Origin of the sequence: Streptomyces sp. NPDC090022 (assembly GCF_044748145.1) — a bacterium.
Classification (GTDB): domain Bacteria; phylum Actinomycetota; class Actinomycetes; order Streptomycetales; family Streptomycetaceae; genus Streptomyces.
This window is the reverse complement of the sequence record NZ_JBIVFN010000008.1, coordinates 61,891-86,465: the sequence shown is the minus strand read 5'-3', so window position 1 is coordinate 86,465 and position 24,575 is coordinate 61,891. Positions and strand designations below refer to the sequence as shown.

At 71.2% G+C, this 24,575-nt stretch carries 24 protein-coding genes and 1 tRNA gene; 7 read left to right on the top strand and 18 right to left on the bottom strand.

Annotated elements, in window-relative coordinates:
• Nucleotides 1-37 precede the first annotated feature (37 nt).
• The 4 genes from ACIPXB_RS17545 to ACIPXB_RS17530 all read right to left on the bottom strand — a co-directional run bounded on the left by ACIPXB_RS17545 (nt 38) and on the right by ACIPXB_RS17530 (nt 2,957).
• Nucleotides 38-110: transfer RNA gene (locus ACIPXB_RS17545), tRNA-His, on the bottom strand.
• Nucleotides 111-216: 106 nt separating this feature from the next.
• On the bottom strand, nt 217-819 hold the full coding sequence (gene orn, locus ACIPXB_RS17540; protein WP_401450414.1) for an oligoribonuclease: 603 nt from the start codon (nt 817-819) through the stop codon (nt 217-219).
• An 83-nt stretch (nt 820-902) separates the two neighbouring features.
• Complete coding sequence (locus ACIPXB_RS17535) at nt 903-2,072, bottom strand: helix-turn-helix domain-containing protein (protein WP_401450412.1); 1,170 nt, start codon at nt 2,070-2,072, stop codon at nt 903-905.
• 375 nt (nt 2,073-2,447) lie between these two features.
• Nucleotides 2,448-2,957, bottom strand: a complete 510-nt coding sequence (locus tag ACIPXB_RS17530) for a hypothetical protein (protein ID WP_401450410.1) — start codon at nt 2,955-2,957, stop codon at nt 2,448-2,450.
• 295 nt (nt 2,958-3,252) lie between these two features.
• Between ACIPXB_RS17530 and ACIPXB_RS17525 the strand changes: the two genes are divergently transcribed.
• Entirely contained in the window at nt 3,253-3,783 is a 531-nt protein-coding gene (locus ACIPXB_RS17525; protein WP_401450407.1) for a universal stress protein, read from the top strand.
• A 108-nt stretch (nt 3,784-3,891) separates the two neighbouring features.
• Nucleotides 3,892-4,461 (top strand): GPR1/FUN34/YaaH family transporter, encoded by a 570-nt coding sequence (locus ACIPXB_RS17520; RefSeq protein ID WP_401450405.1) that lies wholly within the window; start codon nt 3,892-3,894, stop codon nt 4,459-4,461.
• Nucleotides 4,462-4,581: 120 nt separating this feature from the next.
• On the opposite strand, the gene glmS is transcribed toward ACIPXB_RS17520, so the two are convergent.
• The 3 genes from glmS to ACIPXB_RS17505 all read right to left on the bottom strand — a co-directional run bounded on the left by glmS (nt 4,582) and on the right by ACIPXB_RS17505 (nt 7,695).
• Nucleotides 4,582-6,399 (bottom strand): glutamine--fructose-6-phosphate transaminase (isomerizing), encoded by a 1,818-nt coding sequence (glmS, locus tag ACIPXB_RS17515; RefSeq protein ID WP_401450403.1) that lies wholly within the window; start codon nt 6,397-6,399, stop codon nt 4,582-4,584.
• Between the two features lie 40 nt (nt 6,400-6,439).
• Nucleotides 6,440-6,715, bottom strand: coding sequence for a hypothetical protein (locus ACIPXB_RS17510; RefSeq protein ID WP_401450400.1), 276 nt, complete (start codon nt 6,713-6,715; stop codon nt 6,440-6,442).
• Between the two features lie 98 nt (nt 6,716-6,813).
• Nucleotides 6,814-7,695: a DUF4429 domain-containing protein gene (locus ACIPXB_RS17505; protein WP_401450397.1), complete on the bottom strand. Its 882-nt coding sequence runs from the start codon at nt 7,693-7,695 to the stop codon at nt 6,814-6,816.
• 55 nt (nt 7,696-7,750) lie between these two features.
• On the opposite strand from ACIPXB_RS17505, the gene ACIPXB_RS17500 reads away from it, so the two are divergent.
• The 3 genes from ACIPXB_RS17500 (at nt 7,751) to ACIPXB_RS17490 (ending at nt 10,770) form a co-directional block, all read left to right on the top strand.
• Nucleotides 7,751-9,409 (top strand): beta-N-acetylhexosaminidase, encoded by a 1,659-nt coding sequence (locus tag ACIPXB_RS17500; protein ID WP_401450394.1) that lies wholly within the window; start codon nt 7,751-7,753, stop codon nt 9,407-9,409.
• The gene (locus ACIPXB_RS17495; protein ID WP_401450392.1) at nt 9,376-9,633 is read left to right on the top strand and encodes a tetratricopeptide repeat protein; all 258 of its coding nucleotides are present in this window, start codon (nt 9,376-9,378) and stop codon (nt 9,631-9,633) included. The genes ACIPXB_RS17500 and ACIPXB_RS17495 overlap by 34 nt, the downstream gene beginning before the upstream one ends.
• Before the next feature lie 351 nt (nt 9,634-9,984).
• Complete coding sequence (locus ACIPXB_RS17490) at nt 9,985-10,770, top strand: hypothetical protein (protein ID WP_401450389.1); 786 nt, start codon at nt 9,985-9,987, stop codon at nt 10,768-10,770.
• Here ACIPXB_RS17490 and ACIPXB_RS17485 read toward each other — a convergent pair whose 3' ends face one another.
• Both ACIPXB_RS17485 and ACIPXB_RS17480 read right to left on the bottom strand, forming a co-directional pair.
• The gene (locus ACIPXB_RS17485; RefSeq protein ID WP_401450387.1) at nt 10,771-10,977 is read right to left on the bottom strand and encodes a DUF397 domain-containing protein; all 207 of its coding nucleotides are present in this window, start codon (nt 10,975-10,977) and stop codon (nt 10,771-10,773) included. It abuts the gene before it with no gap.
• Nucleotides 10,974-11,816 (bottom strand): helix-turn-helix domain-containing protein, encoded by an 843-nt coding sequence (locus ACIPXB_RS17480; RefSeq protein ID WP_401450385.1) that lies wholly within the window; start codon nt 11,814-11,816, stop codon nt 10,974-10,976. The genes ACIPXB_RS17485 and ACIPXB_RS17480 overlap by 4 nt, the downstream gene beginning before the upstream one ends.
• A 359-nt stretch (nt 11,817-12,175) precedes the next feature.
• Here ACIPXB_RS17480 and ACIPXB_RS17475 point away from each other — a divergent pair, with 359 nt between their 5' ends.
• Together ACIPXB_RS17475 and ACIPXB_RS17470 are read left to right on the top strand one after the other, a co-directional pair.
• Nucleotides 12,176-12,526 (top strand): ATP-binding protein, encoded by a 351-nt coding sequence (locus ACIPXB_RS17475; RefSeq protein WP_401450382.1) that lies wholly within the window; start codon nt 12,176-12,178, stop codon nt 12,524-12,526.
• Nucleotides 12,523-12,726: a hypothetical protein gene (locus ACIPXB_RS17470; protein ID WP_401450380.1), complete on the top strand. Its 204-nt coding sequence runs from the start codon at nt 12,523-12,525 to the stop codon at nt 12,724-12,726. Before ACIPXB_RS17475 ends, ACIPXB_RS17470 begins: the two co-directional genes overlap by 4 nt.
• Before the next feature lie 122 nt (nt 12,727-12,848).
• Here ACIPXB_RS17470 and ACIPXB_RS17465 read toward each other — a convergent pair whose 3' ends face one another.
• From ACIPXB_RS17465 to ACIPXB_RS17425, 9 genes are all read right to left on the bottom strand, one after another.
• On the bottom strand, nt 12,849-14,651 hold the full coding sequence (locus ACIPXB_RS17465; RefSeq protein WP_401450377.1) for an IucA/IucC family protein: 1,803 nt from the start codon (nt 14,649-14,651) through the stop codon (nt 12,849-12,851).
• Nucleotides 14,648-15,289 (bottom strand): GNAT family N-acetyltransferase, encoded by a 642-nt coding sequence (locus ACIPXB_RS17460; protein WP_401450374.1) that lies wholly within the window; start codon nt 15,287-15,289, stop codon nt 14,648-14,650. Before ACIPXB_RS17460 ends, ACIPXB_RS17465 begins: the two co-directional genes overlap by 4 nt.
• A complete protein-coding gene (locus ACIPXB_RS17455; protein ID WP_401450371.1) occupies nt 15,286-16,596 on the bottom strand; it encodes a lysine N(6)-hydroxylase/L-ornithine N(5)-oxygenase family protein in 1,311 nt (436 codons plus the stop codon). The genes ACIPXB_RS17460 and ACIPXB_RS17455 overlap by 4 nt, the downstream gene beginning before the upstream one ends.
• Nucleotides 16,580-18,061 carry a pyridoxal phosphate-dependent decarboxylase family protein gene (locus tag ACIPXB_RS17450; protein ID WP_401450369.1) on the bottom strand — a complete coding sequence of 494 codons (1,482 nt, stop codon included), beginning with the start codon at nt 18,059-18,061 and terminating at the stop codon, nt 16,580-16,582. Before ACIPXB_RS17450 ends, ACIPXB_RS17455 begins: the two co-directional genes overlap by 17 nt.
• A 126-nt stretch (nt 18,062-18,187) precedes the next feature.
• Nucleotides 18,188-19,096: a siderophore-interacting protein gene (locus ACIPXB_RS17445; RefSeq protein WP_401450366.1), complete on the bottom strand. Its 909-nt coding sequence runs from the start codon at nt 19,094-19,096 to the stop codon at nt 18,188-18,190.
• Between the two features lie 33 nt (nt 19,097-19,129).
• Nucleotides 19,130-20,173, bottom strand: a complete 1,044-nt coding sequence (locus tag ACIPXB_RS17440) for an ABC transporter substrate-binding protein (RefSeq protein WP_401450363.1) — start codon at nt 20,171-20,173, stop codon at nt 19,130-19,132.
• Nucleotides 20,174-20,403: 230 nt separating this feature from the next.
• On the bottom strand, nt 20,404-21,564 hold the full coding sequence (locus ACIPXB_RS17435) for an acyl-CoA dehydrogenase family protein (protein ID WP_401450360.1): 1,161 nt from the start codon (nt 21,562-21,564) through the stop codon (nt 20,404-20,406).
• A gap of 7 nt (nt 21,565-21,571) precedes the next feature.
• On the bottom strand, nt 21,572-22,504 hold the full coding sequence (locus tag ACIPXB_RS17430; RefSeq protein WP_401450358.1) for a hydroxymethylglutaryl-CoA lyase: 933 nt from the start codon (nt 22,502-22,504) through the stop codon (nt 21,572-21,574).
• Nucleotides 22,501-24,558 (bottom strand): acetyl/propionyl/methylcrotonyl-CoA carboxylase subunit alpha, encoded by a 2,058-nt coding sequence (locus tag ACIPXB_RS17425; protein ID WP_401450355.1) that lies wholly within the window; start codon nt 24,556-24,558, stop codon nt 22,501-22,503. The genes ACIPXB_RS17430 and ACIPXB_RS17425 overlap by 4 nt, the downstream gene beginning before the upstream one ends.
• Nucleotides 24,559-24,575 lie beyond the last annotated feature (17 nt).

Below are 24,575 nucleotides of genomic sequence, written 5' to 3'. Positions count from 1 at the left end.
CCCGGTCCGCTCGCGCGGACCGGGACCTTCCGATCAGGGTGAGTGACGGGACTCGAACCCGCGGCCACCTGGACCACAACCAGGTGCTCTACCAACTGAGCTACACCCACCATGTCCGGTCGGAAACCGACCGGCCGAAGAAAAGGGTACAGGGTCCGGAAGGGTGCTCGCTCCCCCGTTTCCCGCCACCCCTCCTCCGGGGCTCCCGCCGCCGCGCTACTCGGCCGGCAGGACGTGCTTGGCGGCGATGGCCCGCGCGGTGTCCGAGTCCGGACCGGGCTGCGGCACGAAGACCGCCTCGCGGTAGTAGCGCAGCTCGGCGATGGACTCCTTGATGTCCGCGAGCGCGCGGTGGTTGCCGTTCTTCGGCGGGCTGTTGAAGTAGGCCCGCGGGTACCAGCGCCGGGCCAGCTCCTTGACCGAGGACACGTCCACGATCCGGTAGTGCAGGTGGCTCTCCAGCGCGGGCATGTCGCGCAGCAGGAAGCCGCGGTCGGTGCCGACCGAGTTCCCGCAGAGCGGAGCCTTGCGGGGCTCCTTCACGTGTTCCCGTACGTACGCCAGGACCTGCGCCTCGGCGTCGGCCAGGGTGGTACCGCCGGCCAGCTCCTCGAGCAGGCCGGAGGCGGTGTGCATCTCGCGCACCACGTCGGGCATGGATTCCAGTGCGGCGTCCGGCGGGCGGATCACGATGTCCACGCCGTCGCCGAGCACGTTGAGCTCCGAGTCGGTGACCAGTGCGGCCACCTCGATAAGTGCGTCGTCCGTCAGCGAGAGCCCGGTCATCTCGCAGTCGATCCACACCATGCGATCGTTCATGCGTCCACTTTATGCGCCAGATCCCCGCACCGGTGGTGACCGGTGCGGGGACCTCGCGCAGGGTGTGCCGTGCCGTCCGGGCGTTACGCGTGCTCGCGCAGGGCGCGGCCCGGGGCGTAGAGCTCGGTCACGGTCGGGCCGGTGGCCGCCAGCGCGGCCGCGGCCCGCTGGGGCTGCGGGGTGCGCTGGTGCGGAACCGGACCGCCCGAGAGCTCGGACACCGGTACGTCGGCCTGCGGCCGGCGCGCCCGGTAGGCGGAGCGGTAGGCCGCCGGGGAGGACCCCAGCTGCCGCCGGAAGTGCCCGCGCAGCGCGACCGGCGAACGGAACCCGCACCGTCCGGCGACCTCGTCGACCGAGTAGTCGGAGGTCTCCAGCAGCCGCTGTGCCTGGAGCACCCGCTGGGTGATCAGCCACTGCAGCGGCGCGCTGCCGGTCAGCGACCGGAAGCGGCGGTCGAAGGTCCGCCGGCTCATGTACGCACGGGCGGCGAGCGTCTCCACGTCGAACTGCTCGTGGAGGTGCTCCAGTGCCCAGGCGACGACCTCGGCCAGCGGGTCCGCGCCGATCTCCTCCGGCAGGGACCGGTCGAGGTAGCGCTCCTGGCCGCCCGTGCGCCGCGGCGGGACGACGAGCCTGCGGGCCAGGGCCCCGGCCGCCTCGCTGCCGTGGTCGGTGCGCACGATGTGCAGGCACAGGTCGATTCCGGCCGCGGTGCCCGCGGAGGTGAGCACGTCGCCGTCGTCGACGAACAGCTCGCGCGGATCGACGTGGACGGACGGGTACCGCTTGGCCAGCGTCGGCGCGTACATCCAGTGCGTCGTCGCGGGCCGGCCGTCCAGCAGACCGGCGGCGGCGAGCACGAAGGCCCCCGTGCACAGTCCGACGATCCGGGCGCCCTCCTCGTGCGCCTGACGCAGGGCGTCCAGCGCCTCCGGAGGCGGCGGCGATGTGATGGAGCGCCAGGCCGGAACGACGACCGTGCCTGCCCGGGCGATCGCCTCCAACCCGTACGGCGCGGTCAGTTCGAGCCCGCCGGTGGTCCGCAGCGGACCGTCCTCACCGGCGCACACGAGCAGTCGGTAGCGTGGAACTCCCGCGTCCTGCCGGTCGATGCCGAACACGGAGAGTGGAATGGAACTCTCGAAAATCGGACCGCCGCTGAACAGCAGCACCGCGACAATCTCCCTGCGGCGCCGCCCCGCGAGCTTCCGGCCGGCGTCCGCGACGACGGCGGTGGAGTCCTGGCTCATGGCGCTAAGCCCCCCTTGGGTGTCGCGACTCCTTGGTCTGGTCGCACCTGCACGTTTCCCCTCGGCCTTGCACGTGGTCCCCCGCCGTAAATACATGATCGAATCTACTGCGTCCCGTGGTGTCGGCGTGACAAGTTCAGCACGCAGCGCTATGTCGACTTGGCAACTTGGCGAAAAGCATTCGATCAGGAAGCGTTCCACTCCGCGACCTTGGGGGGAAGCACGCCGTCCGCCTGTGGCCAGTACACATAGGGTCCTCGCGGCACCCCGGCTCCGTCGTCGCTGGTGGTAGGGGGGTTGGGTGGACATTCCGGCAACGGTTGCCAGGGGTCGCGAAGTTGGCTGAAAACATGCGGGCGCGCGTGTGCGAACCGGTCAGTCGTGCGGGGAGAACCCGCCGGAGGCGTGGCAGCCGCGGTGCGCGCCGGCTCCTGAGCGGGAGTGCCGGCCGCGGTGCGCGGAGGGCAGGGGCCCGGCCGCGAGGGCCCGGGCGGGGACCGGGGCCGGGGCGGCCGGTGCGCGCCGCGCGGTCCGTACCGGCCGTGCCGTCCCTGCCGTTCGGGCCGTTCGCGCCGTCCTCTCGGAGTGGCGCAGCATCACCCGGCACGCGGCCGTGACCGCGACCAGGCCCAGGGTCGCCACCGCCGCCCCGTCGAAGGACGTTCCGTAGACGACGAGGACCACGGGGACGAGCAGGCAGCTGAAGGCCGCCCAGCGCACCACGTCACCCGCAGGGTCGTCGTGCCGGGGCCGGCGTGCGGGGCGCACGGACGGGTGAACGCCGTGGCGGGGAGCGGGGTGGGTGGGGTGGGTGTGGTGGTGGGCGGGGTGGGCTGACTGCGTCGGCTGAGCGGGCTGGACGGGGTGAACCGGATGGCCGGGCACGGCGTGCTCCCTGCGGGCTCTTCCTGGACGGTCGGACGAATGACCAACGCGGCGCGGCCCGACTCGGTCACTGTGCCCAACAGGTGGCTCGTCACTGCCTGTATGCGCCAGCGGCCATTGCCAAGGCGGCCCCGCTCCGGCATGCTCCGTGGGACGCTCTCCAAGGGCGGCAAGCCCTGTCCTGGACAGGAGTGTCGCCGTACCCTGGTGGGTAAGGGCTTGGGAAGATGCTTCCCGGACGCAAGCTCCGTCACCCTCCGTTGCCGAATTCTGAGGACTCTTCGCCGAGACACCCATGGCCGGTCACGAATACCCCGAACCCGCGGACCGCAAGCGCAAGCGCCTCGCCGACCCCGCGTCGGCCGATCTGCGCGCGGTGGAAGAGGCACGCCATCCGTGCGACCCGGCCTTCCGGCACGGCGTCGTGGTGGGCTTCGACGGCTCGACCTCCAGTGAGCGGGCCCTGGCCTACGCGATCGGCATGGCCCGCCGGTCCGGATCGGGCCTGATCATCGTCCATGTGGCCAACCGGCTGCCCACCACGGTGTGGGCGGGCTGCGAGCCGCCCGTCTTCGTGGACGTGCCCGACCACCGCACCGAGGTGCTGGGCCTGGAACTGGCCTGCGCCGACTACCTGGCCGAGGTGCCGTGGATCCTGGTCGAGCGCGGCGGGGACATCTGCCACGAGCTGGAGGAGGTCGGCCGCGAGTACTCGGCCGACGCCATCGTGGTCGGTTCCACGCACGGCATCGTGGGGCGCATTTTCGGCTCCGTCGCCGGCCGGCTCGCCAAGCGGGCCCAGCGGCCCGTCGTTGTCATTCCGTAATCCCTCCGTGACCGGCCGACTGCGGATCGTGCGGTTGCGCTCCCTTGTAAAGGGTAGATAAAAGTCGCTGGGTAGCAGCACAAAACTGCAGATCGAAGGGAGCCCGCCGTGGACAATGACGTCTCCGCGGGAAGCACGGCCACGACTTCGACCCTGGGGCACCTGGCTCTGGGGCTGACCCTTCTCGCCTTCGGAATCGGCCACACCGGAGTGATCGACGGTGTGTCCGCGGCGGATTCCGTTTCCCTCGCCACCTTCGTCGGTGGCATCGGCCTCTTCCTCCTCGGGCTCCTGGAGTTCCGCGGCGGCAACGGCTTCAACGGCACGGCGTTCGCCGGTCTCGGCGCCTTCTGGTTCACCTGGGCCAGCGGAGCCGGGGACAAGGTCTCCGACGGCGCAGCCGGAACGTTTCTGGTCCTGTTCGCCATGCTCGCCCTGACCCTCACGGTGAGCGCCGCGAGCGGGCTGTTCAGCCAGGGCATGTACGGGCTGCTGTTCCTGTCCCTGGTGCTGCTGGCGATAGCGTCCTTCGCCGACAGCGGCGGCCTGGCCAAGGCCGGCGGCTGGGTCGCGGCCGTCTCCGGGCTGCTGGCCTGGTACGGCACCACGGCCGCGCTGGCCACATGGCCCATGGCCCTCGGCAAGGCGTCCGGCCGCGGGGCGGTCGCCTCGAGCTGACGCGCGGCCCCGCGCCACGGCGGGGCCCACGGCGGGGAACGGGAGAGGCCCCTCGTGCACACGGTGCACGAGGGGCCTCTGCGCATACCGGGGGCGTCGCCCCCGGTCGCCCGGTCGCGACTACTCGACGGTGACGGACTTCGCCAGGTTGCGCGGCTTGTCGATGTCCCGGCCCAGGGACAGGGCCGTGTGGTACGCCAGCAGCTGGAGCGGGATGCCCATCAGGATCGGGTCGAGCTCGTCCTCGTTCTTCGGGACGACGATCGTGTGGTCGGCCTTCTCCTGCGGCCGGTGGGCGACGGCGAGGATCCGGCCGCTGCGGGCCTTGATCTCCTCCAGCGCCGCGCGGTTCTTCTCCAGCAGGTCGTCGTCCGGGACGATCGCGACCGTCGGCAGCGAGGGCTCGATCAGCGCCAGCGGGCCGTGCTTGAGCTCGGAGGCCGGGTAGGCCTCGGCGTGGATGTAGGAGATCTCCTTGAGCTTGAGGGAGGCCTCCAGCGCGACCGGGTAGCCGCGGACGCGGCCGATGAACATCATCGACTTGGCGTCGGCGTACTCGGCCGCCAGCTTCTTGATGTCCTCCTCGCCCTCCAGGATCTCCTGGATCTGCTCGGGCAGCTTGCGCAGGCCCTCGATGATCCGCTTGCCGTCGGTGACCGACAGGTCCCGGATCCGGCCGAGGTGGACGGCGAGCAGCGCGAAGGCCACGACCGTGTTGGTGAAGCACTTGGTGGACACCACGCAGACCTCGGGGCCGGCGTGCACGTACACGCCGCCGTCGGCCTCGCGGGCGATGGCCGAGCCGACCACGTTGACCACGCCGAGGACGCGGGCGCCCTTGCGCTTGAGCTCCTGCACGGCGGCGAGCACGTCGTAGGTCTCACCGGACTGCGAGACCGCGATGTAGAGGGTGTCGGGGTCCACGACCGGGTTGCGGTAGCGGAACTCCGACGCCGGCTCGGCGTCGGCGGGGATCCGGGCCATGCCCTCGATCAGGCCCGCGCCGATCAGGCCCGCGTGGTAGGAGGTGCCGCAGCCCAGGATCTTCACCCGGCGGATGCCGCGCGCCTCGCGCGGGTCCAGGTTCAGGCCGCCCAGGTGGACGGTGTTGAAGCGGTCGTCGATCCGGCCACGCAGCACGCGGTCGACCGCGTCGGGCTGCTCGGAGATCTCCTTGTGCATGTACGTGTCGTGACCGCCCATGTCGTACGAGGCGGCCTCCCACTCCACGGTCTCCGGGGTGGCGTTCGTCGTCGTACCGCTGGTGGTGTACGTACGGAAGTCGTCGGCCTTGAGGGTGGCCATCTCGCCGTCGTTGAGGGTGACGACCTGGCGGGTGTGGGCGATCAGCGCGGCCACGTCGGAGGCGACCAGCATCTCCTTCTCGCCGATGCCGAGGATGACCGGCGAGCCGTTGCGGGCGACGACGATGCGGTCGGCGAAGTCGGCGTGCATGACGGCGATGCCGTACGTGCCCTCGATGACCTTGAGCGCCTCGCGGACCTTCTCCTCCAGGGAGTCGGCCTGGGAGCGGGCGATCAGGTGGGTGATGACCTCGGTGTCGGTCTCGGAGGCGAAGACGACCCCGTCGGCCTCCAGCTTCGCGCGCAGCTCGGCGGCGTTGTCGACGATGCCGTTGTGGACGACGGCGACCTTGTTCTCGGGGTCCAGGTGCGGGTGCGAGTTGATGTCGCTGGGCGCGCCGTGGGTGGCCCATCGGGTGTGGGCGATGCCGGTGGTGCCCGCGAAGCGCTTGGGGACGCGCGCCTCCAGGTCCCGGACCCGGCCCTTGGCCTTGACCATCTTCAGCGCGCCGGACTTCGGGCTGTTGACGACGATGCCCGCGGAGTCGTACCCGCGGTACTCCAGGCGCTGCAGGCCCTCCAGCAGCAGCGGTGCCACGTCACGCTTGCCGATGTATCCGACGATTCCGCACATAGAGTTCTGCCCCTCCTGAGGTGTTGCCGTGTGGTGGTGCTCAGCCGTAGACGATGCGGCGCAGCTGCCGGAGCGAGAGCTCCGCCGGCGCCACCGCGCGGTGCGGCAGCTCGGCCGCGATCCGTTCGAAGATCTCGGCGTTGACCGCGCCGCCCGACTGCAGTTCGCGGTGGCGGCGGCGGACGAACTCCTCGGTCGTCTCGTCGAAGTACGCGAGGACGTCGAGGATCACCCGGGCGGCCTCACCGCGCTGCAGCGCGGTGCTGCGCACCAGGTGGTCCACAAGGTCGTCATGCGACGGGCGGCGGTCGAGCACCCGTAGATACTGACCGGTCGCGCCCGGGAACGCAAAGATCCTGCCCGATATCGGGCAGGATCCCTCTGGTCTGGACCAGGATGGATGCGGGAGGTGGCTCAGAACCGCCGCAGGATGGCCTGCTTCGCCGCCGCGAACTCGTCGGCGGTCAGGATCCCGCCCTGGTGCAGCTCGCCCAGCTCCCGCAGCCGCCGCAGCAGGGCGTCGTGATCCTGCGCACCCTCCGGGGCGCGGTCGAGCTCCTTGGTCAGGGCCGCCTCGGCGGCCGGGCCCGAGGGGGCGGCGGCCGGGTGCGGCATCCGGACGGCCACGGCCGCCGCGACCAGCGCCATCAGCGGGTCCTTCTTGAATCCGAAGAGCTCCACGCTGTGCGGGTCGTACTTCGGCTCGGGCGCGGAGCCGGTGGCGGAGGCCAGGGTGAAGCGGAGGTAGCCGTTGTCCAGGCCCATCGCCGGGTACCACTCCACCGCCGCGAGGTCCTCGACGGCGAAGGTGCGCGGGCCGCCGGAGCTCTTGGCCTCCTCCGTCTTCCAGTTCCAGGTCAGCGAGACCCGGGAGCCGTCGAAGGCCGCGGTCCCGTCGCCCGCGCCCACGGTGAGCGGCACCGGGGGGCCGGGCAGCAGGTACGTGGCCACCGGGCCGGCGTCCACCTGGTCCAGCAGCAGCGCGTTGCGGACCTCGTCGACGAGGTACTCGGCGACGCCGGTACGGTCCGGCTCCACCGTCAGCTGGTACGGGTCCGAGGAGTCCGGCAGCCGTCCGGCCGTCACCCGCAGCAGCGGGTCCGCCCCGTCACGCAGCCGCAGCCGGCCCGCCTTGCGGCCGGGCTCGTGACTGACCCCGGCGATCGCGTGCAGCGGCACGGTCACCGCGCCGAGGGTCTGGCGCAGCAGGCCGACCCCCTTGTCGCGGCCCGGCACGATGTGCACCGCGTCCCCGTCGAAGCTCCAAGTGCCGTCCTTCTGGATGATTTCCGCCATCCTTCGATTCTCGCACCCACGACGGGGCGGGAGTTGGGGCCTATACCTGGTGGACATGAGAGTCCTGCGCACGTTCGGCGTCCTGCTGGCCCTCGTGGCCGCGGTCTCCTGCACCGCGGCCGGGGGCGGCAGCCCCGCCGACGCGAAGCCCGGCGACGCGAGCACCGGGGGCGCGAGCGCCGGCGGGCGGTCCCGCGCGGTGGACCTCGCGCCGTACGAACGGCTGCTGCCCGCCCCCGTCTCCGCCCAGGGCGGCGGCCCCGGCTACGAGCTCGCCCCCGGCACGGTGATCCGTACCGTTCCCGGCCACGCCGAGGTGCGCCGGATCGGCGAGCGGCTGGCCGAGGCGCTGCGCGCGCCCGGCGCCCCGCCGCTGCCGGTGGCCGACGGCTCCGGCGGCCCCGGGGCGGGCTCCGGCATCGTGCTGCGGCTGGACGGCGGCGAGGGCACGCGGGAGCTGGGGGAGGAGGGCTACCGGCTGGACTCCGCCCCCGCCGCCGTGACGCTGACCGCGCGCACGCCCGCCGGGCTCTTCCACGCCGTGCAGACCCTGCGCCAGCTGGTCCCGGCGGCCGGGCGCGGCACGGTGCCGGGCGGGCGGATCACCGACCGGCCCCGGTTCGCGTACCGCGGGGCGATGCTGGACATCGCGCGGCACTTCTTCACCGTGGAGCAGGTCAAGCGGTACGTGGACCAGCTCGCCCAGTACAAGGTCAACACCCTGCACCTGCACCTCACCGACGACCAGGGCTGGCGCCTGGACATCGCCTCCTGGCCGCGGCTGGCGGCGTACGGCGGGGCGAGCGAGGTCGGCGGCGGCCCGGGCGGGGCGTGGACCAGGGACGACTACCGCGAGGTGGTCCGGTACGCGGCCGAGCGGTACGTGGAGGTGGTCCCGGAGATCGACATGCCGGGCCACACCAACGCCGCCCTCGCCTCGTACGCGGAGCTGAACTGCGACGGGAAGGCCCCCGAGCGGTACACCGGGACCAAGGTCGGCTTCAGCTCGCTGTGCGTCGGCAAGGAGCTGACGTACGCCTTCGTCGACGACGTGCTGCGGGAGGTCGCCGAGCTCACCCCGGGCCGCTACCTGCACATCGGCGGCGACGAGGCGAACGCGACGCCCGCGGCGGACTACGCGGCGTTCATGGACCGGGCGCAGAGGACCGTGGCGGCGTACGGCAAGCGGGTCGTCGCCTGGCACCAGCTGGCCGGGGCGAGGCCGGCTCCGGGCGCGGTCCTGCAGTGGTGGGGGCACGACCGGACGGCGGCCGCGGAGCGGGCGAAGGTGGCCGCGGCGGCGAAGGCGGGCCACCCGGTGATCCTCTCGCCGGCCGACCACGCGTACCTGGACATGAAGTACGACAAGGCGACGAAGCCGGGCCTGGCGTGGGCCGGGTACGTCCCGGTGCGCCGCGCCTACGACTGGGACCCGGGGGCGTATCTGGACGGGGTGCCGGAGTCCTCGGTGCTCGGGGTCGAGGCGCCGCTGTGGACGGAGACCGTGGCGACGGTGGCGGACCTGGAGCACCTGGCCTTCCCCCGCGTCCTGGGTATCGCCGAACTCGGCTGGTCCCCGGCGACCGCCCACGACTGGGACCGCTACCGGCTGCGTCTGGCGGCCCAGACGGCCCGTCTGGACGCGCAGGGAATCGCCTTCCACCGCTCACCGGAGGTGCCGTGGGAGACACCCCCGGGCTCGCGGCCAGCCTGAACAACCTGTCCGTCCGGCTGAGTGACCTCGGGCAGTGGGAGGGAGCCCTGGCCACGGTCACCGAGGCGGTGGCCGTGCACCGGGAGCTGGCCCGCCGCCGGCCCGACGTCCACCAGCGCGAACTCGACCGGTCCCTCTGGGTCCTGGATTGGCTGGAGGGCAAGGCGACCGATTGGTTGGGGCGCGTATCGAGTTGTGATCACCGGGTGGTCCTGGTGAGGTAGCTGTCAGAAGTCTTGTCGTATCGGGTGTCTCACCGTCCCGGTTCCGGCCTCTTGGTACGTCACGCTCCGGGGCGGGTGAGGCACGTGGAGCCGACGTGAGCCGACCGGTGCACTGATGTCCGGGCGGGGACTCATGGGACATGGCCCGGCACCCGGCTCAGGTTCCGGGGGCGGAACGGCCGGGACTCAGGTGCGGGTGGCGGTGAAGGTCGGCCGCTCGGTGACCGTCGGGTCATGGCTGTCACGAGCGCGTCCCGACTGTCATGGGCCGGTACCCGTCGGCGTCGGCCCCCTCAACAAGGTGACGAGCCCGTCCTACGGTGTGCGCACGAGACACTCCAGGGGGTTCCCATGCGCAGACCCGTCACCGCCACCCTCGCCACCGCCGTTGCAGCCCTCACGCTCTTCGCCGCGCCCACCGCGGCTCGGGCCGATCGCGCCATTCCGCCGCGCATCCTGTCCGGCAACATCCACCCCTCGGTAGTGGCGGTGGGTCCGGAGGGATCCCGGACCTTCAGCGTCTCGTTCGACGCCGAGGACGACTCGGGCATCCGGCCCGACGGCGGCGAGGCGATCCTGGACGGCCCCGGTCCGACCGATCTCACGTCCGACCGCCCCCCGTCCGGCAGCAGCATCTGTACACCGACCAGCCCCACCCGCGCGACCTGCCGGTTCACCTTCACCGTGAACAGCGGCACGCTCACCAACGCCGACGCCGGCACCTTTCGCCTCTGGGCCCTGGTCACGTCCAACGACTTCGATCCGCACACCGGCTCCGGGGGCCTGGTCACCGCGGGCAACCTCGACTCCGTCCGCATCCAGAGGCTGTCCCAGCTCACCATCGACGTGTTCCCCAAACGCCCACGCCCCGGCTACCCGCACGGCGTGGTCGGCCGCCTGACCCTTGCCGACTGGGACAACGGCGGGTACATCGGAGCCCCCGCCGGGCTCCGGGTCCGGCTGGAGTACATCCCGTACGGCGGCTCGCTCTGGCAGCCCGTCGCCGACCTGACGACCGGCCGGGGCGGTGTGGTCCTGACCTCCACCCCGCCCCGCGCGCCCGGTGAGTGGACCCTCGTCCACGAGGGCACTGAGACCACGTCCTACGGCAGCGCCCCCGCCTTCGACGTGCCCTAGCTAGCCGCGCTCCACTCCGCGGAGGAACGCCGCCCAGGCTCCGCCGGTGCAGTGGATGCCGGGGCGGGCGGTGTCCTTGCTGTCCCGTACGGCCCGCCCGCCGTCGGCCGTCACGGCCACCTCGACGCAGTTGGTGTCGGCGCCGCTGTGACTGCTCTTCCGCCACCGCAGCGCCGCCTGGGGCGGTTCGAGTGCCTGAGTCGTCACTGTGTGGCATCCCTTCTCGCGGAGATGAGCGAAAGCGACTCGTCCGGCGACAGGGCCGAAGCGGTGAGCCGTTCGAACGCGTGGGCGTAGTGGGCCACTTCGTGAGGCTCCTCGATGTAGAGGCTGCGGTCAAGCTGCTCCAGCAGGACGACGTCGAGTCCAGGCCGGCCGAAACCGAGCGTGGCGAAGCCGCCCGCCGCTCCCGGGTGCAACGGGGACTCCAACGGGAGCACCTGAATCGTCGCGTGGGGATATGCGGCCGCGTCGGCGAGCCGTTGCAGCTGATCGCGCATGACGCCGAGGCCCGGGACGCGGGCGGTGAGGGCTGCCTCGTGGATGACGGCGTGCAGCCTCAGTGGATCCGGCCGGGTGAGCACCGACTGCCGCGCCATGCGGACCTCCACCAGGGGCGCGATCTCCTCGGCCGTGGCCGACATGCTGAGCGTGCTGATGACGGCGCGGGCGTATCCGGCGGTCTGCAATAGCCCGGGGATCAGCATGGGCTCGAATGTGCAGAAGGTGACTGCGTCGTGTTCCATGCTGATCAGGTCGGCGTACCTGGGCGTGAGCTCGTACGTCTGCCACCATCCGCGCTTGCTGCCGTCCCTGGCCAGTGCGACCAGGAAGGTGCGCACGTCGGGACTGTCCACGCCATAGACGGTCAGGAGCCGTTCGACGTCGGCGGGCTTCGCTCCACGGGTGGCGCTCTCGATGCGTGACACCTTCGACGCGCTCAGACCTGATCGCGCCTCGACCTCTTCGAGCTTCAGTTTCGCGCCCTCGCGAAGACGGCGTAGTTCTGAGCCAAGTCGCCTGCGCCGCACGGTTGGTGCTGTCACGGGCACGTGTCCCTTCCGTTGCTGCCGACAAGTCTTGCTCTCCCGGCCCGGCAGATCCACATGCTGGCACGGAGTCACTCACAGGAGGGAACTATGGTTGGCAATTTTGCCAATCGCTCGGATTGGCTTGCCACTTGAGCGTGGTCCGGAGCAGGCTGGCGCCATCAACGGGTGCCCGCGTCACGACGATGCGTGATGTCGGACGCGTAAAACCCCCGCGACTGGGCCAACAGTCCGGGGGCATGGCCAACGCTTAACCAGAGGAGCGTCAACGTGCTGCATTTTATCGGGGTGTGCCGGTGAGCGGGTGTGGGCAGAGCGACGAGGTCGTGCGGCGGTGGCGGCGGGAGCCGCGGTGCGTGGGGCTCGCGCGGGAGGAACTGCGGGAGGCGCTCCTGCGGTGGGGGCTCCAGGAGGTCACCGATGACGCGCTGCTCGTGGCGTCCGAGCTGGTGACCAACGCCGTGCGGCACGCCGTCGCGCCCCGGGACCGGGAGATCGAGACCCGCTACGTGCGGCTCGCGCGGGGCGTGCGGGTGGAGGTGCACGACGCCTGCCCGGTGCGGCCCGTCCTCAAGGAGGCGCCGTACGGGGACGGCGGGCGCGGGTTATGGCTCGTGGCGGCCGTCGCGGACCGGTGGGCCGTCGGGGAGCGCGGCGGGCCCGGGAAGCGGGTATGGGCCGAGGTGTCCGTGAAGGGGGAGGCATGAGTAACTGGCTGCTCACCGCCGACCGGAGCGGGAGTGGGGCCATCTACGAAGTGGAGTGCACCTCGTGTCATGAGGGGTCCGGGGCCGGGGACGAGGAGGGGGCCGCCGACGTGTGGGCGCTGCGGCACGCGCGTGGGACCGGGCACACCGGGTACCGGCGGATCGTCACCGACTTTCGGCGGGCGCTGAGGCCCCACTGAACAAAAGGGCGCGGCGGGTCCGCGAAGAGGGCCAGTCAGGGCTTCGCGAACCCGCCGACGCGGGTGGGGGCGGGTGTCCCGGCCGAGGGACCGTAGTCGGCCGGGACGGACCCGCCCCGCGATCACCGCCGCGCGTACGGCGCGACGGGGTTCTTGAGGTTGCCGATCAGCTGGAGCGCGGCAGAGGGGTCGGCCAGGTCGACCATCTGCTTGTTGTTGCGCAGCTGCAGGCGGTTGAGGCAGGACAGCTGGAACTCGTCCGCGAAGAGGTCGTAGCGCTCGAAGCGGTCGGCCAGGGCAGGGACCGAAGCCTGGTAGTCGTGGGCGCAGTCGGCCACGGCCCGCCAGAACACGGACTCCTCGCAGATGCCCTCGGAGGCCAGGATCGAGCCCAGGAAGCGGAAGAAGCAGTCGAAGACGTCCGTGAAGATCGACAGGAGCTTCATGTCCTCCGGGATGTCCGCGCGGATGCGCTCCACCGCCGGCGGCAGGACCGCGTCCGGGTCCATGACGACGATCTCCTCGGCGATGTCCTTGAAGATCGCCCGCTGCACGACGCCGCCCTTGATCACCAGGATGGTGTTCTCGCCGTGCGGCATGTACGCGAGGTCGTACTGGTAGAAGCAGTGGAGGAGGGGGACCAGGTACGCGCGGAGGTATGGAGCCAGCCACTCCGCCGGCGGCAGGCCCGACTCCGCGATCAGGGCGCCCACGAAGGACTTGCCCTCGGAGTCCACGTGGAGGAGCGAGGCCATGGTGGCCAGCCGCTCGTCCTCGTCCCGCAGGAAGTTCACCGGGGACTCGCGCCACAGCGCCGCCAGCATCTTGCGGTACGGCGAGTAGCGGTCGGTCGCCCGCTCGTACTGCATGTGCCGGTAGCCGATGGCCGCCCGCTCGCGGATGATCGAGAAGTCGACCGACCGCAGCACCTCGTCCGACTCGATCAGGCGGTGCAGCCAGTCGTTGATCGCCGGGGTGGCCTCCATGTACGCGGCCGACAGGCCCCGCATGAAGCCCATGTTCAGGACGGAGATCGCCGTCTTGACGTAGTGCTTGGTGGGGGTGGTGGTGTTGAAGAAGGTGCGGATCGACTGCTGCGCCAGGTACGCGTCCTCGCCCTCGCCCAGCAGCACCAGGCGCCGGTTCGCGATCTCGGCCGCGAAGGTGACCGTCGTCTTGTTCCACCACTGCCACGGGTGGATCGGCAGGTAGAGGTAGTCCGCCGGGTCCAGGCCCAGGGCGGACAGCTTCGCGGCGAAGCCCGCCACCGCCGTCTCGCCCAGCTCCTCGCGCAGGAACGAGTCGTGGTCCAGGCCCTCGCCCGCCGTGAAGGTGGTCACCGAGCGGTGCGCCGCCACCCACACCAGGTGGACGGCGGTGGCCGTCTCCGGGGCGTACGCGCGGTACTCGTGGACGCCGAAGCCGAGCCGGCCGTTGTTGGCCACGAAGCAGGGGTGGCCCTCGGTCATGCCCGTCTCGATGTCCTGGAAGGAGGACTTCGCGAGGACGGAGGAAGGGATCTGCGGCTTGGTGTACTTGTACGCCGAGCCCGCCAGCGTGGAGGAGAGTTCCTCCAGGTAGACCGGCAGGACCTCCGCGCTCAGGCCCAGGGTGTCCTTCAGCTCGATGTGGAAGTCGAGCGCGTCCAGTGGACGCTGCTCGCCGCCGACCGTCCGCGTGACCGAGGCCTCGTCGACCGCCCAGTGGTCCAGGGCGTGCCGGGCGGCGGTGAAACGGTACTCCACGCTGCCGTCGTCGCTGCGGACCGCGTACTGCCCCTCGCCGAGGTCGGCCGGGGTCAGCAGCCGCTCGTGGGAGAACTCGGCCAGCGCCTTGCGGACCATGGCCCGGTTGGCGCGGGCCCACAGCTCCGGGTCGAGGTGTGCGACCGCGCCGGAGAGCCCGTCGGAGAGAGGGAGGGTCATATCGCCGCCTCCTGGCAGCTCGCGAAGATTCCGGTGGCGGCCTCGAACTGGGCACGGGTGCAGAAGCTGAGGAGGGCTTCCTTCTCCGGCTTCTGGACCGGCCGCTCCGGCACGAAGCCGACGGCCTCGTTCAGGGCGTGGACGGCGGTGTTGTGCACGTCGGGCTCGACGACCACGCGCTTCGTCGCCGGGTCGGCGAACAGGGCCGCCATGACGGTCGTGATCACGGCACGGGTGAAGCCGTGCAGCGGGGTGTCGCTCGGCGCGACGAGGAAGTGCATGCCGACGTCGCCCGGCTGGGCGTCGTAGAGGCCGACCAGCTCCAGCTGCGAGGGGTCGTAGCGCTCCATCAGGAAGGCGGGCTCGCCGTTGTGCAGACCGATGAACGCGTCGTGGTGCTCGTGCGCCGCGATGCGCATGTACTCGCGCTCGACGTCCGGGAGGGAGGCCTCCTGCATCATCCAGAACGCGGCCTTGGGGTGCGTCACCCAGCCGTGCAGCAGCTCGGCGTCCGCGAAGGGGTCCAGCGGCCGGACGGCGAAGGTGCCCAGTGCGTCGTCGGTGCGGGTGAAGCGGATCTCGGTGCTGCCGGTGCTGCCGGTGGTGCCAGTGGTTCCGGTGGTCTCGGTAGTGCTCATGCCAGGTTTCCCTCGGGGGCGGTGAACTGCTGGAAGGCGATCGACTTCTCGACCTTGTAGTACTCGCGGCCGAGCAGCTCCCCGACGATGTACGCGTTGCGGTACGCCGCCATGCCCAGGTCGGGCGAGGTGATGGAGTGGTTGTGCGTCGTGCCGTTCTGCAGGAACACCGAGGTGCCGGCGGCGTCGACGGTGTAGTTGCGGGCCGCGTCCAGGCGCCCGCGGCCGTCGAAGTTCAGCCGCTCGCGGACCGGGTTCAGGAACTCCGGCACGTTGTACTTGTAGCCGGTGGCCAGCACCAGGCCCTCGGTGGTCAGGGAGAAGTCCCGCTCCTGCTCCTCCTGCCGCAGGCCGAGCGTGTAGGCGCCGGTCGAGGAGTCGTAGGCGGCGCTGTTGAGCGAGCTGTTGGTCAGCAGGGTCGTCGGGACGGCGCCCGGCATGGAGACCTTCTTCTGGTAGAGCAGGTCGAAGATGGCGTTGATCAGCTCGCCGTCGATGCCCTTGAAGAGGTTCTTCTGCTGGGTCTCCAGCTGGTAGCGGGTGTCCTCCGGCAGCGCGTGGAAGTAGTCCACGTACTCGGGGGAGGTCATCTCCAGGGTCAGCTTCGTGTACTCCAGCGGGAAGAACCGCGGGGAGCGGGTGACCCAGTTGAGCCGGTAGCCGTGGACGTCGATCTCGGAGAGCAGGTCGTAGTAGATCTCCGCCGCGCTCTGGCCGGAACCGACCAGCGTGATGGACTTCTTCTTCTGCAGCTCCGCCTTGTTCTGCATGTAGGCGGAGTTGTGGACGAAGTCGCCGCCCAGGCCCTGGCAGGCCGGCGGGGCGTACGGCTGGGTGCCGGTGCCCAGCACCAGCCGGCGGGCGCGGTACGTCTCACCGGCGTCGGTGGCGACCAGGTACACCCCGGCCTGCTCGTCGTACGTCACCTCGGTCACGGAGGTGGAGTACAGGACGTTCTCGAGGCGGTCGGCGGCCCAGCGGCAGTAGTCGTTGTACTCCGTGCGCAGCGGGTAGAAGTTCTCCCGGATGTAGAAGGAGTACAGCCGGTCCTGGTCCTTGAGGTAGTTCAGGAACGAGAACGGCGAGGTCGGGTCCGCCAGCGTCACCAGGTCCGACATGAACGGCGTCTGGAGGTGGGCGCCGTCCAGGAACATGCCCGCGTGCCACTCGAAGTGCGGCTTCGACTCGATGAAGAGCCCGCTCAGCTCGTCGATCGGCGCGGTCAGGCAGGCGAGCCCCAGGTTGAAGGGGCCGAGGCCGATACCGATGAAGTCGAGCTCTCGGCGGGGGTCACGAGGCGTGGACAAGGGATTCTCCCAGGAACTGCTCGGCGTGGGACGCGAGGAGGTCGAGGACGGCGCGCAGGTCGGCCGTCGTGGTCTGCGGGTTGAGAAGCGTGAATTTCAGGTACTGGCGGCCGTCCACCTTGGTGCCGGCCACGACCGCGTCGCCGGAGGCGAACAGGGCCTTGCGCGCGTGCAGGTTGGCCTCGTCCACCAGATCGGGGCGTACGTCGCCCTCCGGGACGTAGCGGAAGACCAGGGTCGAGATCTGCGGCCGGACCACGACCTCGTAGCGCGCGTCGGCGGCGATGACCTCGTAGCCCTCGGCCGCCAGGCCGATGACCTCGTCGAAGAGCTGCCCGATGCCGTCGGCGCCCATGACGCGCAGGGTCATCCAGAGCTTGAGCGCGTCGAAGCGGCGCGTGGTCTGGATCGACTTGTCGACCTGGTTGGGGATCCGCTCCTCGGCCATGCGGCGCGGGTTGAGGTAGTCCGCGTGGTACGTGGCGTGCTTGAGGGTGTCGCGGTCGCGCACCAGCATGGCGGAGGAGGACACGGGCTGGAAGAAGGACTTGTGGTAGTCCACCGTGACCGAGTCGGCCAGCTCGATGCCGTCCAGCAGGTGGCGGCGGGTGGGGGAGACCAGCAGTCCGCAGCCGTACGCGGCGTCCACGTGCATCCAGGCGGAGTGCTCGGCGGCCAGGCGGGCGATCTCGGGGAGCGGGTCGATGGACCCGAAGTCGGTGGTGCCGGCGGTGGCGACGACGGCCATCGGGAAGAGGCCGTCGCGCTCGCAGTTCTCCAGCTCCAGGGCCAGGGCGGCGGTGTCCATGCGGCGGTTGCGGTCCGCGGGGACGGAGATGACGGCCTCGTAGCCCAGGCCCAGCATGGCGGCGGACTTCTGCACGGAGAAGTGGCTGCACTCGGAGGTGAAGATGCGCAGCTTCGGCAGCACCTCGGACTTGGGCAGCTCGCGCTCGCTGTTCTTCATCACGGTCCGGCAGGCCTCGTCGCGGGCCAGCAGCAGGGCGTGGAAGTTGGACTGGCTGCCGCCGGAGGTGAAGATGCCGTCCGCGCCGGGGCCGAGGCCGATGCGCTGGGCGGTCCAGTCGATGAGGCGGCGCTCGATGAGCGTGCCGCCGATGGACTGGTCCCAGGTGTCCAGGGAGGAGTTGACGGCGGAGAGGATCGCCTCGCCCAGCACGGCCGGGATGACGACCGGGCAGTTGAGGTGGCCGAGGTAGCGCGGGTGGTGGAAGTACACCGCGTCGCGCAGGTAGACCTCTTCCAGTTCGTCGAGGGCGGCCGCCGGGTCGGCCAGCGGCCGGTCCAGGTCGATGCCGGCGATGACCGGGGCGAGGTCGTCGACGGATATGCCCGTGTGGGGCTTGTCGGTGGACGCGAGCTTGGCGGCCACGCGTTCGACGCCCTCGGTGACGGATCGCCGGTAGAGGTCAGCGGTCGTCTCATTGAGCAGATGCGAACGCATCAACAGTTCCTCCGGGCAGGGAAGAGTGGGGCGGGAGTTGCTTGGTTTAGGTTAGCCTAACCTTATTTGATGAACAAATAACGAAGAGCCCCGGTACAAACCGGGGCTCTTCGCGCAAAGATACCTCTACAGCGCGGAGTTGGGATCCTCGCTGGGTGCCTGGCCCGCGTAGGCCTCCGCCAACAGCTGTTCCTCGCTCGCGCCGAGGCGCCAGTAACCGGTGAAACGCACCGCGCGCCGGTCGAAGTGACGTTCCTGCACGACGTGGCGGCGCACCGCGCGGACGGTGCCGGCCTCGCCGGCGATCCAGCCGTACGGCGTGCCCGCGTCCGGGAAGGCCGCCCCGCGCAGGGCGGCCAGGACCTGTTCGGTGCGCCCGGGGCCGGAGCCCTCGCGCACGATCCAGGTGATGTCGGCGTCCGCGCGGGTGGCGAGCTCCAGCCGGTCGTCCGCGTGCGGGACCTCGAAGAAGGCCGTGACCGGAAGGCCGGCGTCCAGCCGCTCCAGGATCGCCGCCGCCGCCGGCAGCGCGGTCTCGTCGGCGTACATCACGAGCGCGTCGGTCCCGGCGGGCGGCTGGAACCGGACGGACTTGTTCTCGGCGACGGCCGGGCCGATCGCCATGATGCGGTGGCCGGCCGAGGCCCGCCCCGCCCAAGCGGAGGCGGGCGACGCGTCGCCGTGCAGGACGAAGTCGATGTCGACCTCGACGCTGCCGTCGGTGCCGTCGGGGATACGGCGCTGCTCGCGCACGGTGTACGAGCGCATCACCGGGCGCTCCTCGTCCGGGACGCCGCGCCAGGCGGCGAACCACGTGTCCTCGTCCGTGGACGGCAGGACGGTGTGCTCCTGGTGGGGCAGCGGGAGGAAGAGCGAGAGGCTCTGGTCGTAGCCGCCCGAGCGGAAGTCCGCGAGGGACTCACCGCCGAACGTGACCCGCAGGAAGGAGTGGCCCAGGCGCCGGGTGCGGAGCACCTCCAGCTCGAAGAAGCGGAAGTGGGCGACGGCCGGGGCGTCGGATGCGGAGACGGTCATGCGGTGAGTTCCCCCGAGTGCGGTTTGGAGCGGTCAGCCGACCTTCTTGGCGTTCTGGATGGCCTTGGCGAGGTCCTCCAGGATCTGGGCGCACTTGGCGTACGAGTAGATCGGCTCGGTCACGCGCGGGGTGACCTGGCCGGCCTTGACGGCGGGCAGCTCGGCCCAGGTGGGCTTGGCCTTCAGCTGCTCCGGCTGCAGGGTGCCGGTGCGGTTGTCGAGGAGGACGAGGTCGGCCTTGTACTTGCCGGCGTTCTCCCAGCTGAGGCTCTCGAAGAAGCCGCCGGCGTCCAGCTTGTCCTGCTCCGGGGTGACGAACTCGACGCCCAGGGTCTCGAAGTACTTCAGGTCGGCCGAGGTCTTCGGGGTGGAGACGTAGAACAGCTGGTCCGAGCCGGAGCCGACGAGCACCTTGATGCCCGGGTTCGCCTTGGTGGCCTCGCGGACCTTGGCGGCGGCGGCCTCGAAGCGGGCCTTGGCGTCCACGGTGGACTTGGCGTTCATGTCGGCGCCCAGGGCCTGCGCGAGCTCGGCGGTGCGCTGCAGGGACTTGTCGAGGGTCGCGTCGCCGCCGGTGGAGATGGCGGCGGCCGGGGCCAGCTTCAGGATCTTGTCCTTGGAGGCCTCGGGAACGTACCAGTACGAGCCGTCCCAGGTGTTGGTGACGAGCAGCTCGGGCTGGAGGGCGGCGTACTTCTCGACGTTGAACTCGTCGTAGACGTTGCCGAGGATCTCGACCTTGGAGATGTCCATCGAGCCGGCCTGGACGTCGGGCTTGCCGTCGGCCGCCTTGGTCGGGCCGAACACGCCCTTGACCGGCACGCCGTAGTCGTACAGCGCGGCGGCGGTGCCGGTGAACGCGACGATGTTCTTCGGCTTGGCCTTCAGGCTGATGTCCTTGCCCAGGTCGTCCTTGAACGTCCAGGGGCCCGAGGCCGCCGCGCCCTTGTCCTTGGCGTCCGCGTCGGCCTTCTTGTCGGAGCCACCGCAGGCGGTGAGCGTCGCGACGAGGCCGAGGGCGCCGCCGGCCGCGATCAGACCGCGGCGGGTGAGGAGGGAACTGCGGGACTTGGGCATGTCGGTGTCCGTTTTCGTGCGTGCCGGGCGGCCACTGGGCCGTTCGGAGGGAAGGTTAGCCTAACCTTGGCCGAAAACGATAAGGGGGCCCTAAGTTTTTTCGGGCCCCCTCGCATCGACTCCTCGCACCGACCGCTCGCCGACCGCCCCCGGCCGCACGCAGACCGGCGAAATCCGGCCATCCGGGCGCCGGATGGTGCACCCCGGCGCCCGGACCGTGCCCCGTCCGCCTAGCCGGCGAAGCCCAGCTCGCGGGCGATCAGCATGCGCTGCACCTCGCTGGTGCCCTCGCCGATCTCCAGGATCTTGGAATCGCGCCACATCCGGGCCACCGGGTACTCGTTCATGAACCCGTACCCGCCGTGGATCTGCGTGGCCTCGCGGGCGTTGTCCACGGCCACCGTCGAGGAGTACAGCTTCGCGATCGCCGCCTCCTTCTTGAACGGCTCACCGAGGACCAGCCGGGAGGCCGCGTCGCGCCAGCCGATGCGGGCCATGTGCGCGCGCATCTCCATGTCGGCCAGCTTGAACTGGACGGCCTGGTTGTCGCCGATCGGGCGGCCGAAGGCGTGCCGCTCCCTGGCGTACTTCACCGACTCGTCCACACAGCCCTGCGCCAGGCCCGTGGCGAGCGCGGAGATGGCGATCCGGCCCTCGTCCAGGATCCGCAGGAACTGCGCGTAGCCGCGGCCCTCCTCGCCCACCAGGTTCGCCAGCGGGACCCGTACGCCGTCGAAGGACAGCTCGCGGGTGTCCGAGGCGTTCCAGCCGACCTTGGAGTACGGGGCGGCCACCGCGAAGCCGGGGGTGCCCGACGGCACGATGATCGAGGAGATCAGCGGCCGGCCGTCCTCGGTGCGGCCCGTCACGGCCGTGACCGTGACCAGCCCGGTGATGTCCGTACCGGAGTTGGTGATGAAGCACTTCGAGCCGTTGATCACCCACTCGTCGCCGTCCTTGACGGCGGTGGTGCGGGTCCCGCCGGCGTCGGAGCCCGCGCCCGGCTCGGTCAGGCCGAACGCGCCCAGCACCTCGCCGGAGCACATCTTCGGCAGCCACTGCCGCTTCTGCTCCTCGGAACCGAAGCGGTAGATCGGCATCGCGCCCAGCGAGACGCCGGCCTCCAGGGTGATGGCGACCGAGGAGTCGACCCGGGCGAGCTCCTCCAGGGCGATGCCGAGGGCGAGGTAGTCGCCGCCCATGCCGCCGTACTCCTCCGGGAACGGCAGGCCGAACAGGCCCATGCGGCCCATCTCGCGGACGATCTCGTACGGGAACTCGTGCCGCTCGTAGAAGTCGCCGATCTTCGGAGCGACGACGTCGTGCGCGAACTCCTCGACGGTGCGACGGAGTTCCTCGTGCTCAGGGGTGAGCCGGTGGTCGAGGGACATGGGTCTCTTACTCCTTGTGGGAGAGGGCGCGGACGGTACGGGACGGGCTGGGACGGCCCAGCCGCTCGGCCATCCACACGCTCGTGGCGGTGAGGGCGGCCAGGTCGACCCCGGTCTCGATGCCGAGGCCGTCGAGCATCCACACCAGGTCCTCGGTGGCGAGGTTCCCGGTGGCGCTCTTGGCGTACGGGCAGCCGCCGAGGCCGCCGGCGGAGGCGTCGACGGTGGTGACGCCGTGCTGGAGGGCGGCCAGGGTGTTGGACAGGGCCTGGCCGTAGGTGTCGTGGAAGTGCACCCCGATCCGGTCGGTGCCCACGCCGTGCTCGTTGAGGCTGCTCAGCAGCTCCTGGACGTGCCCGGGAGTGGCGACGCCGATGGTGTCGCCCAGGCTCAGTTCGTCGCAGCCGAGGTCGATCAGCGCCTTGGCGACCCGGACCACCTGGTGGACCGGGACCGGGCCCTCCCAGGGGTCGCCGAAGCACATCGACAGGTAGCCGCGCACGTGGGCCTTCTCCTGCCGGGCGCGGGCGACCACCGGCTCGAACATCGCCAGGGACTCGTCGACCGTACGGTTGAGGTTGCGGGCGGCGAAGGTCTCGGTGGCGGAGCCGAAGACGGCGATCCGGGTCACCCCCTGCGCCAGCGCCCGCTCCAGACCCCGCTCGTTGGGCACGAGCACCGGCAGGTCCGCCCGTACGTCGGCCAGGAGCGGCAGCAGCTGCTCGGCGTCGGCGAGCTGCGGGACCCACTTGGGGTGCACGAAGCTGGTCGCCTCGATGGTGGTCAGCCCGGCGGCGGCCAGCCGGTGGATGAACTCGGCCTTCACCTCGACGGGGACGACCGACTTCTCGTTCTGGAGGCCGTCGCGGGCGCCGACCTCGTGGATCCGGACCCGGGCCGGCAGCTCGGGGGCGGGCACGGTCATGGGCAGGCCGGTCATGCGCCCTCCTCGTCCTCGTCCGGGGTGACCACGGCCAGCACCTGGTCCATGGCGACGGTCGTACCGGGGGTCACGTCGAGCTCGCTGACGGTGCCGGCGTGCGGGGCGGAGATGACGTGTTCCATCTTCATCGCCTCGACGACGAGCAGGCTCTGACCGGCGCTCACCCGGTCGCCGACGGCGACCTTCACGACGGTGACGGTGCCCGGCATGGGGGCGGCGAGCGTGTCGGCGCCGCCGCCGGCCGCGCCCTTGGCGGTGACGGGGTCGTGCCGCTGGACGTGCCAGCTGTCGCCGTCCCGGCCGAGCCAGACCCCCTCAGGGGAGGCGGCGTGGGCGAAGCGGTGCGTGACACCGCCGAGTTCGACGGTGACCGCGTCCGGGGTGAACGCGACGATCCGGCCACGGGCCGGCGGGGCAGCATGGTCGGCGCCGTCCGCCAGGAGCAGTTCGGTGTCCGCACCGGGTGTCCGGGTCCGGAGCTCGACCGGGTCCCGGCCCGGGAGGCGTACGTGGTGGACCGTCCAGGCGGGTACGCCGCCCAGGCGCCAGCCGTCGCCGGCGTCGAAGGGATCGACCCACGTGTTCGGCCCGTCCGGCGTTCGAGGACCGGGGTCCGGGGCGGAGCCCCGGTGGCCGCGCAGCCCCCGGTCGGCCAGCAGCGCGGCGGTGGCGTACACCTCCGGCGGCACCCCCTCCGGCAGCAGTCCGTCCAGGTCACGCTCGACCAGACCGGTGTCGAGGTCACCGGAGACCACGTCCGGGTGGGCCAGCAGCCGCCGCAGGAACCCGGCGTTGGTCTGGACGCCCAGGATCACCGTGTCGGCCAGCGCCGCCCGCAGCATCCGCAGCGCGGTGGCCCGGTCCGGCCCGTGGACGATGACCTTCGACAGCATCGGGTCGTACGTCGACCCCACCGGCACACCCGCCGTCAGGCCCGAGTCGGTGCGCACCGGGCCGCCGTCCGGCTCGGACAGGGCCAGGACCGTACCGCCGGACGGCAGGAACCCGCGGGCCGGGTCCTCCGCGCAGACACGGGCCTCGATCGCGTGCCCGGTGAGCGTGACGTCGTCCTGGGAGAAGCCGAGGGACTCGCCCGCCGCCACCCACAGCTGCTGCTCCACCAGGTCCAGCCCGGTGATCAGCTCCGTCACCGGGTGCTCGACCTGGAGGCGGGTGTTCATCTCCATGAAGTAGTACGAGGACGGGTCCCCGCCCGGGACGATGAACTCCACCGTGCCCGCGCCGACGTACCCGCACGAGCGGGCCGCGTCCACCGCCGCCGCGCCCATCGCCGCGCGCGTCTTCTCGTCCAGCAGGACGCTCGGCGCCTCCTCGACGACCTTCTGGTGGCGGCGCTGCAGCGAGCACTCGCGCTCGCCCAGGTGGACCACGTTGCCGTGGGCGTCGGCGAGCACCTGGATCTCGATGTGGCGCGGCCGGTCGATCCACCGCTCCACCAGCAGCGTGTCGTCGCCGAACGAGGAGCGGGCCTCGCGGCGCGCCGCCGCGATCTCGTCCGCCAGCAGGCCGGCGTCGCGTACCAGCCGCATGCCCTTGCCGCCGCCGCCCGCCGAGGGCTTCAGCAGCACCGGCATGCCGATCTCCTCGGCGGCCGCGACCAGTTGCGCGTCCGTCAGGCCGCTGCCCGAGGAGCCGGGCACCACGGGCACGCCCGCCGCCTTCACCGTCTCCTTGGCGCGGATCTTGTCCCCCATCAGGGAGATCGCGGAGGCGGGCGGCCCGATGAAGGCCAGCCCGGCCTCGGCGCAGGCGGCCGCGAAGGCCGCGTTCTCCGCCAGGAAGCCGTAGCCCGGGTGGACCGCCTGCGCTCCCGTACGCCGGGCCGCGTCGATCAGCTTGGGCACCGACAGGTAGCTCTCGGCGGCCGCCGCCGGGCCGATCCGGACGGCCGTGTCGGCCTCCCGTACGTGCCGGGCGTCGGCGTCCGCGTCGCTGAAGACGGCCACCGACCGCACGCCCAGCGCCCGCAGCGTGCGGATGACGCGGACCGCGATCTCGCCTCGGTTGGCGACCAGAACAGTCGTGAACATCGAAGAGGTCCTCACGT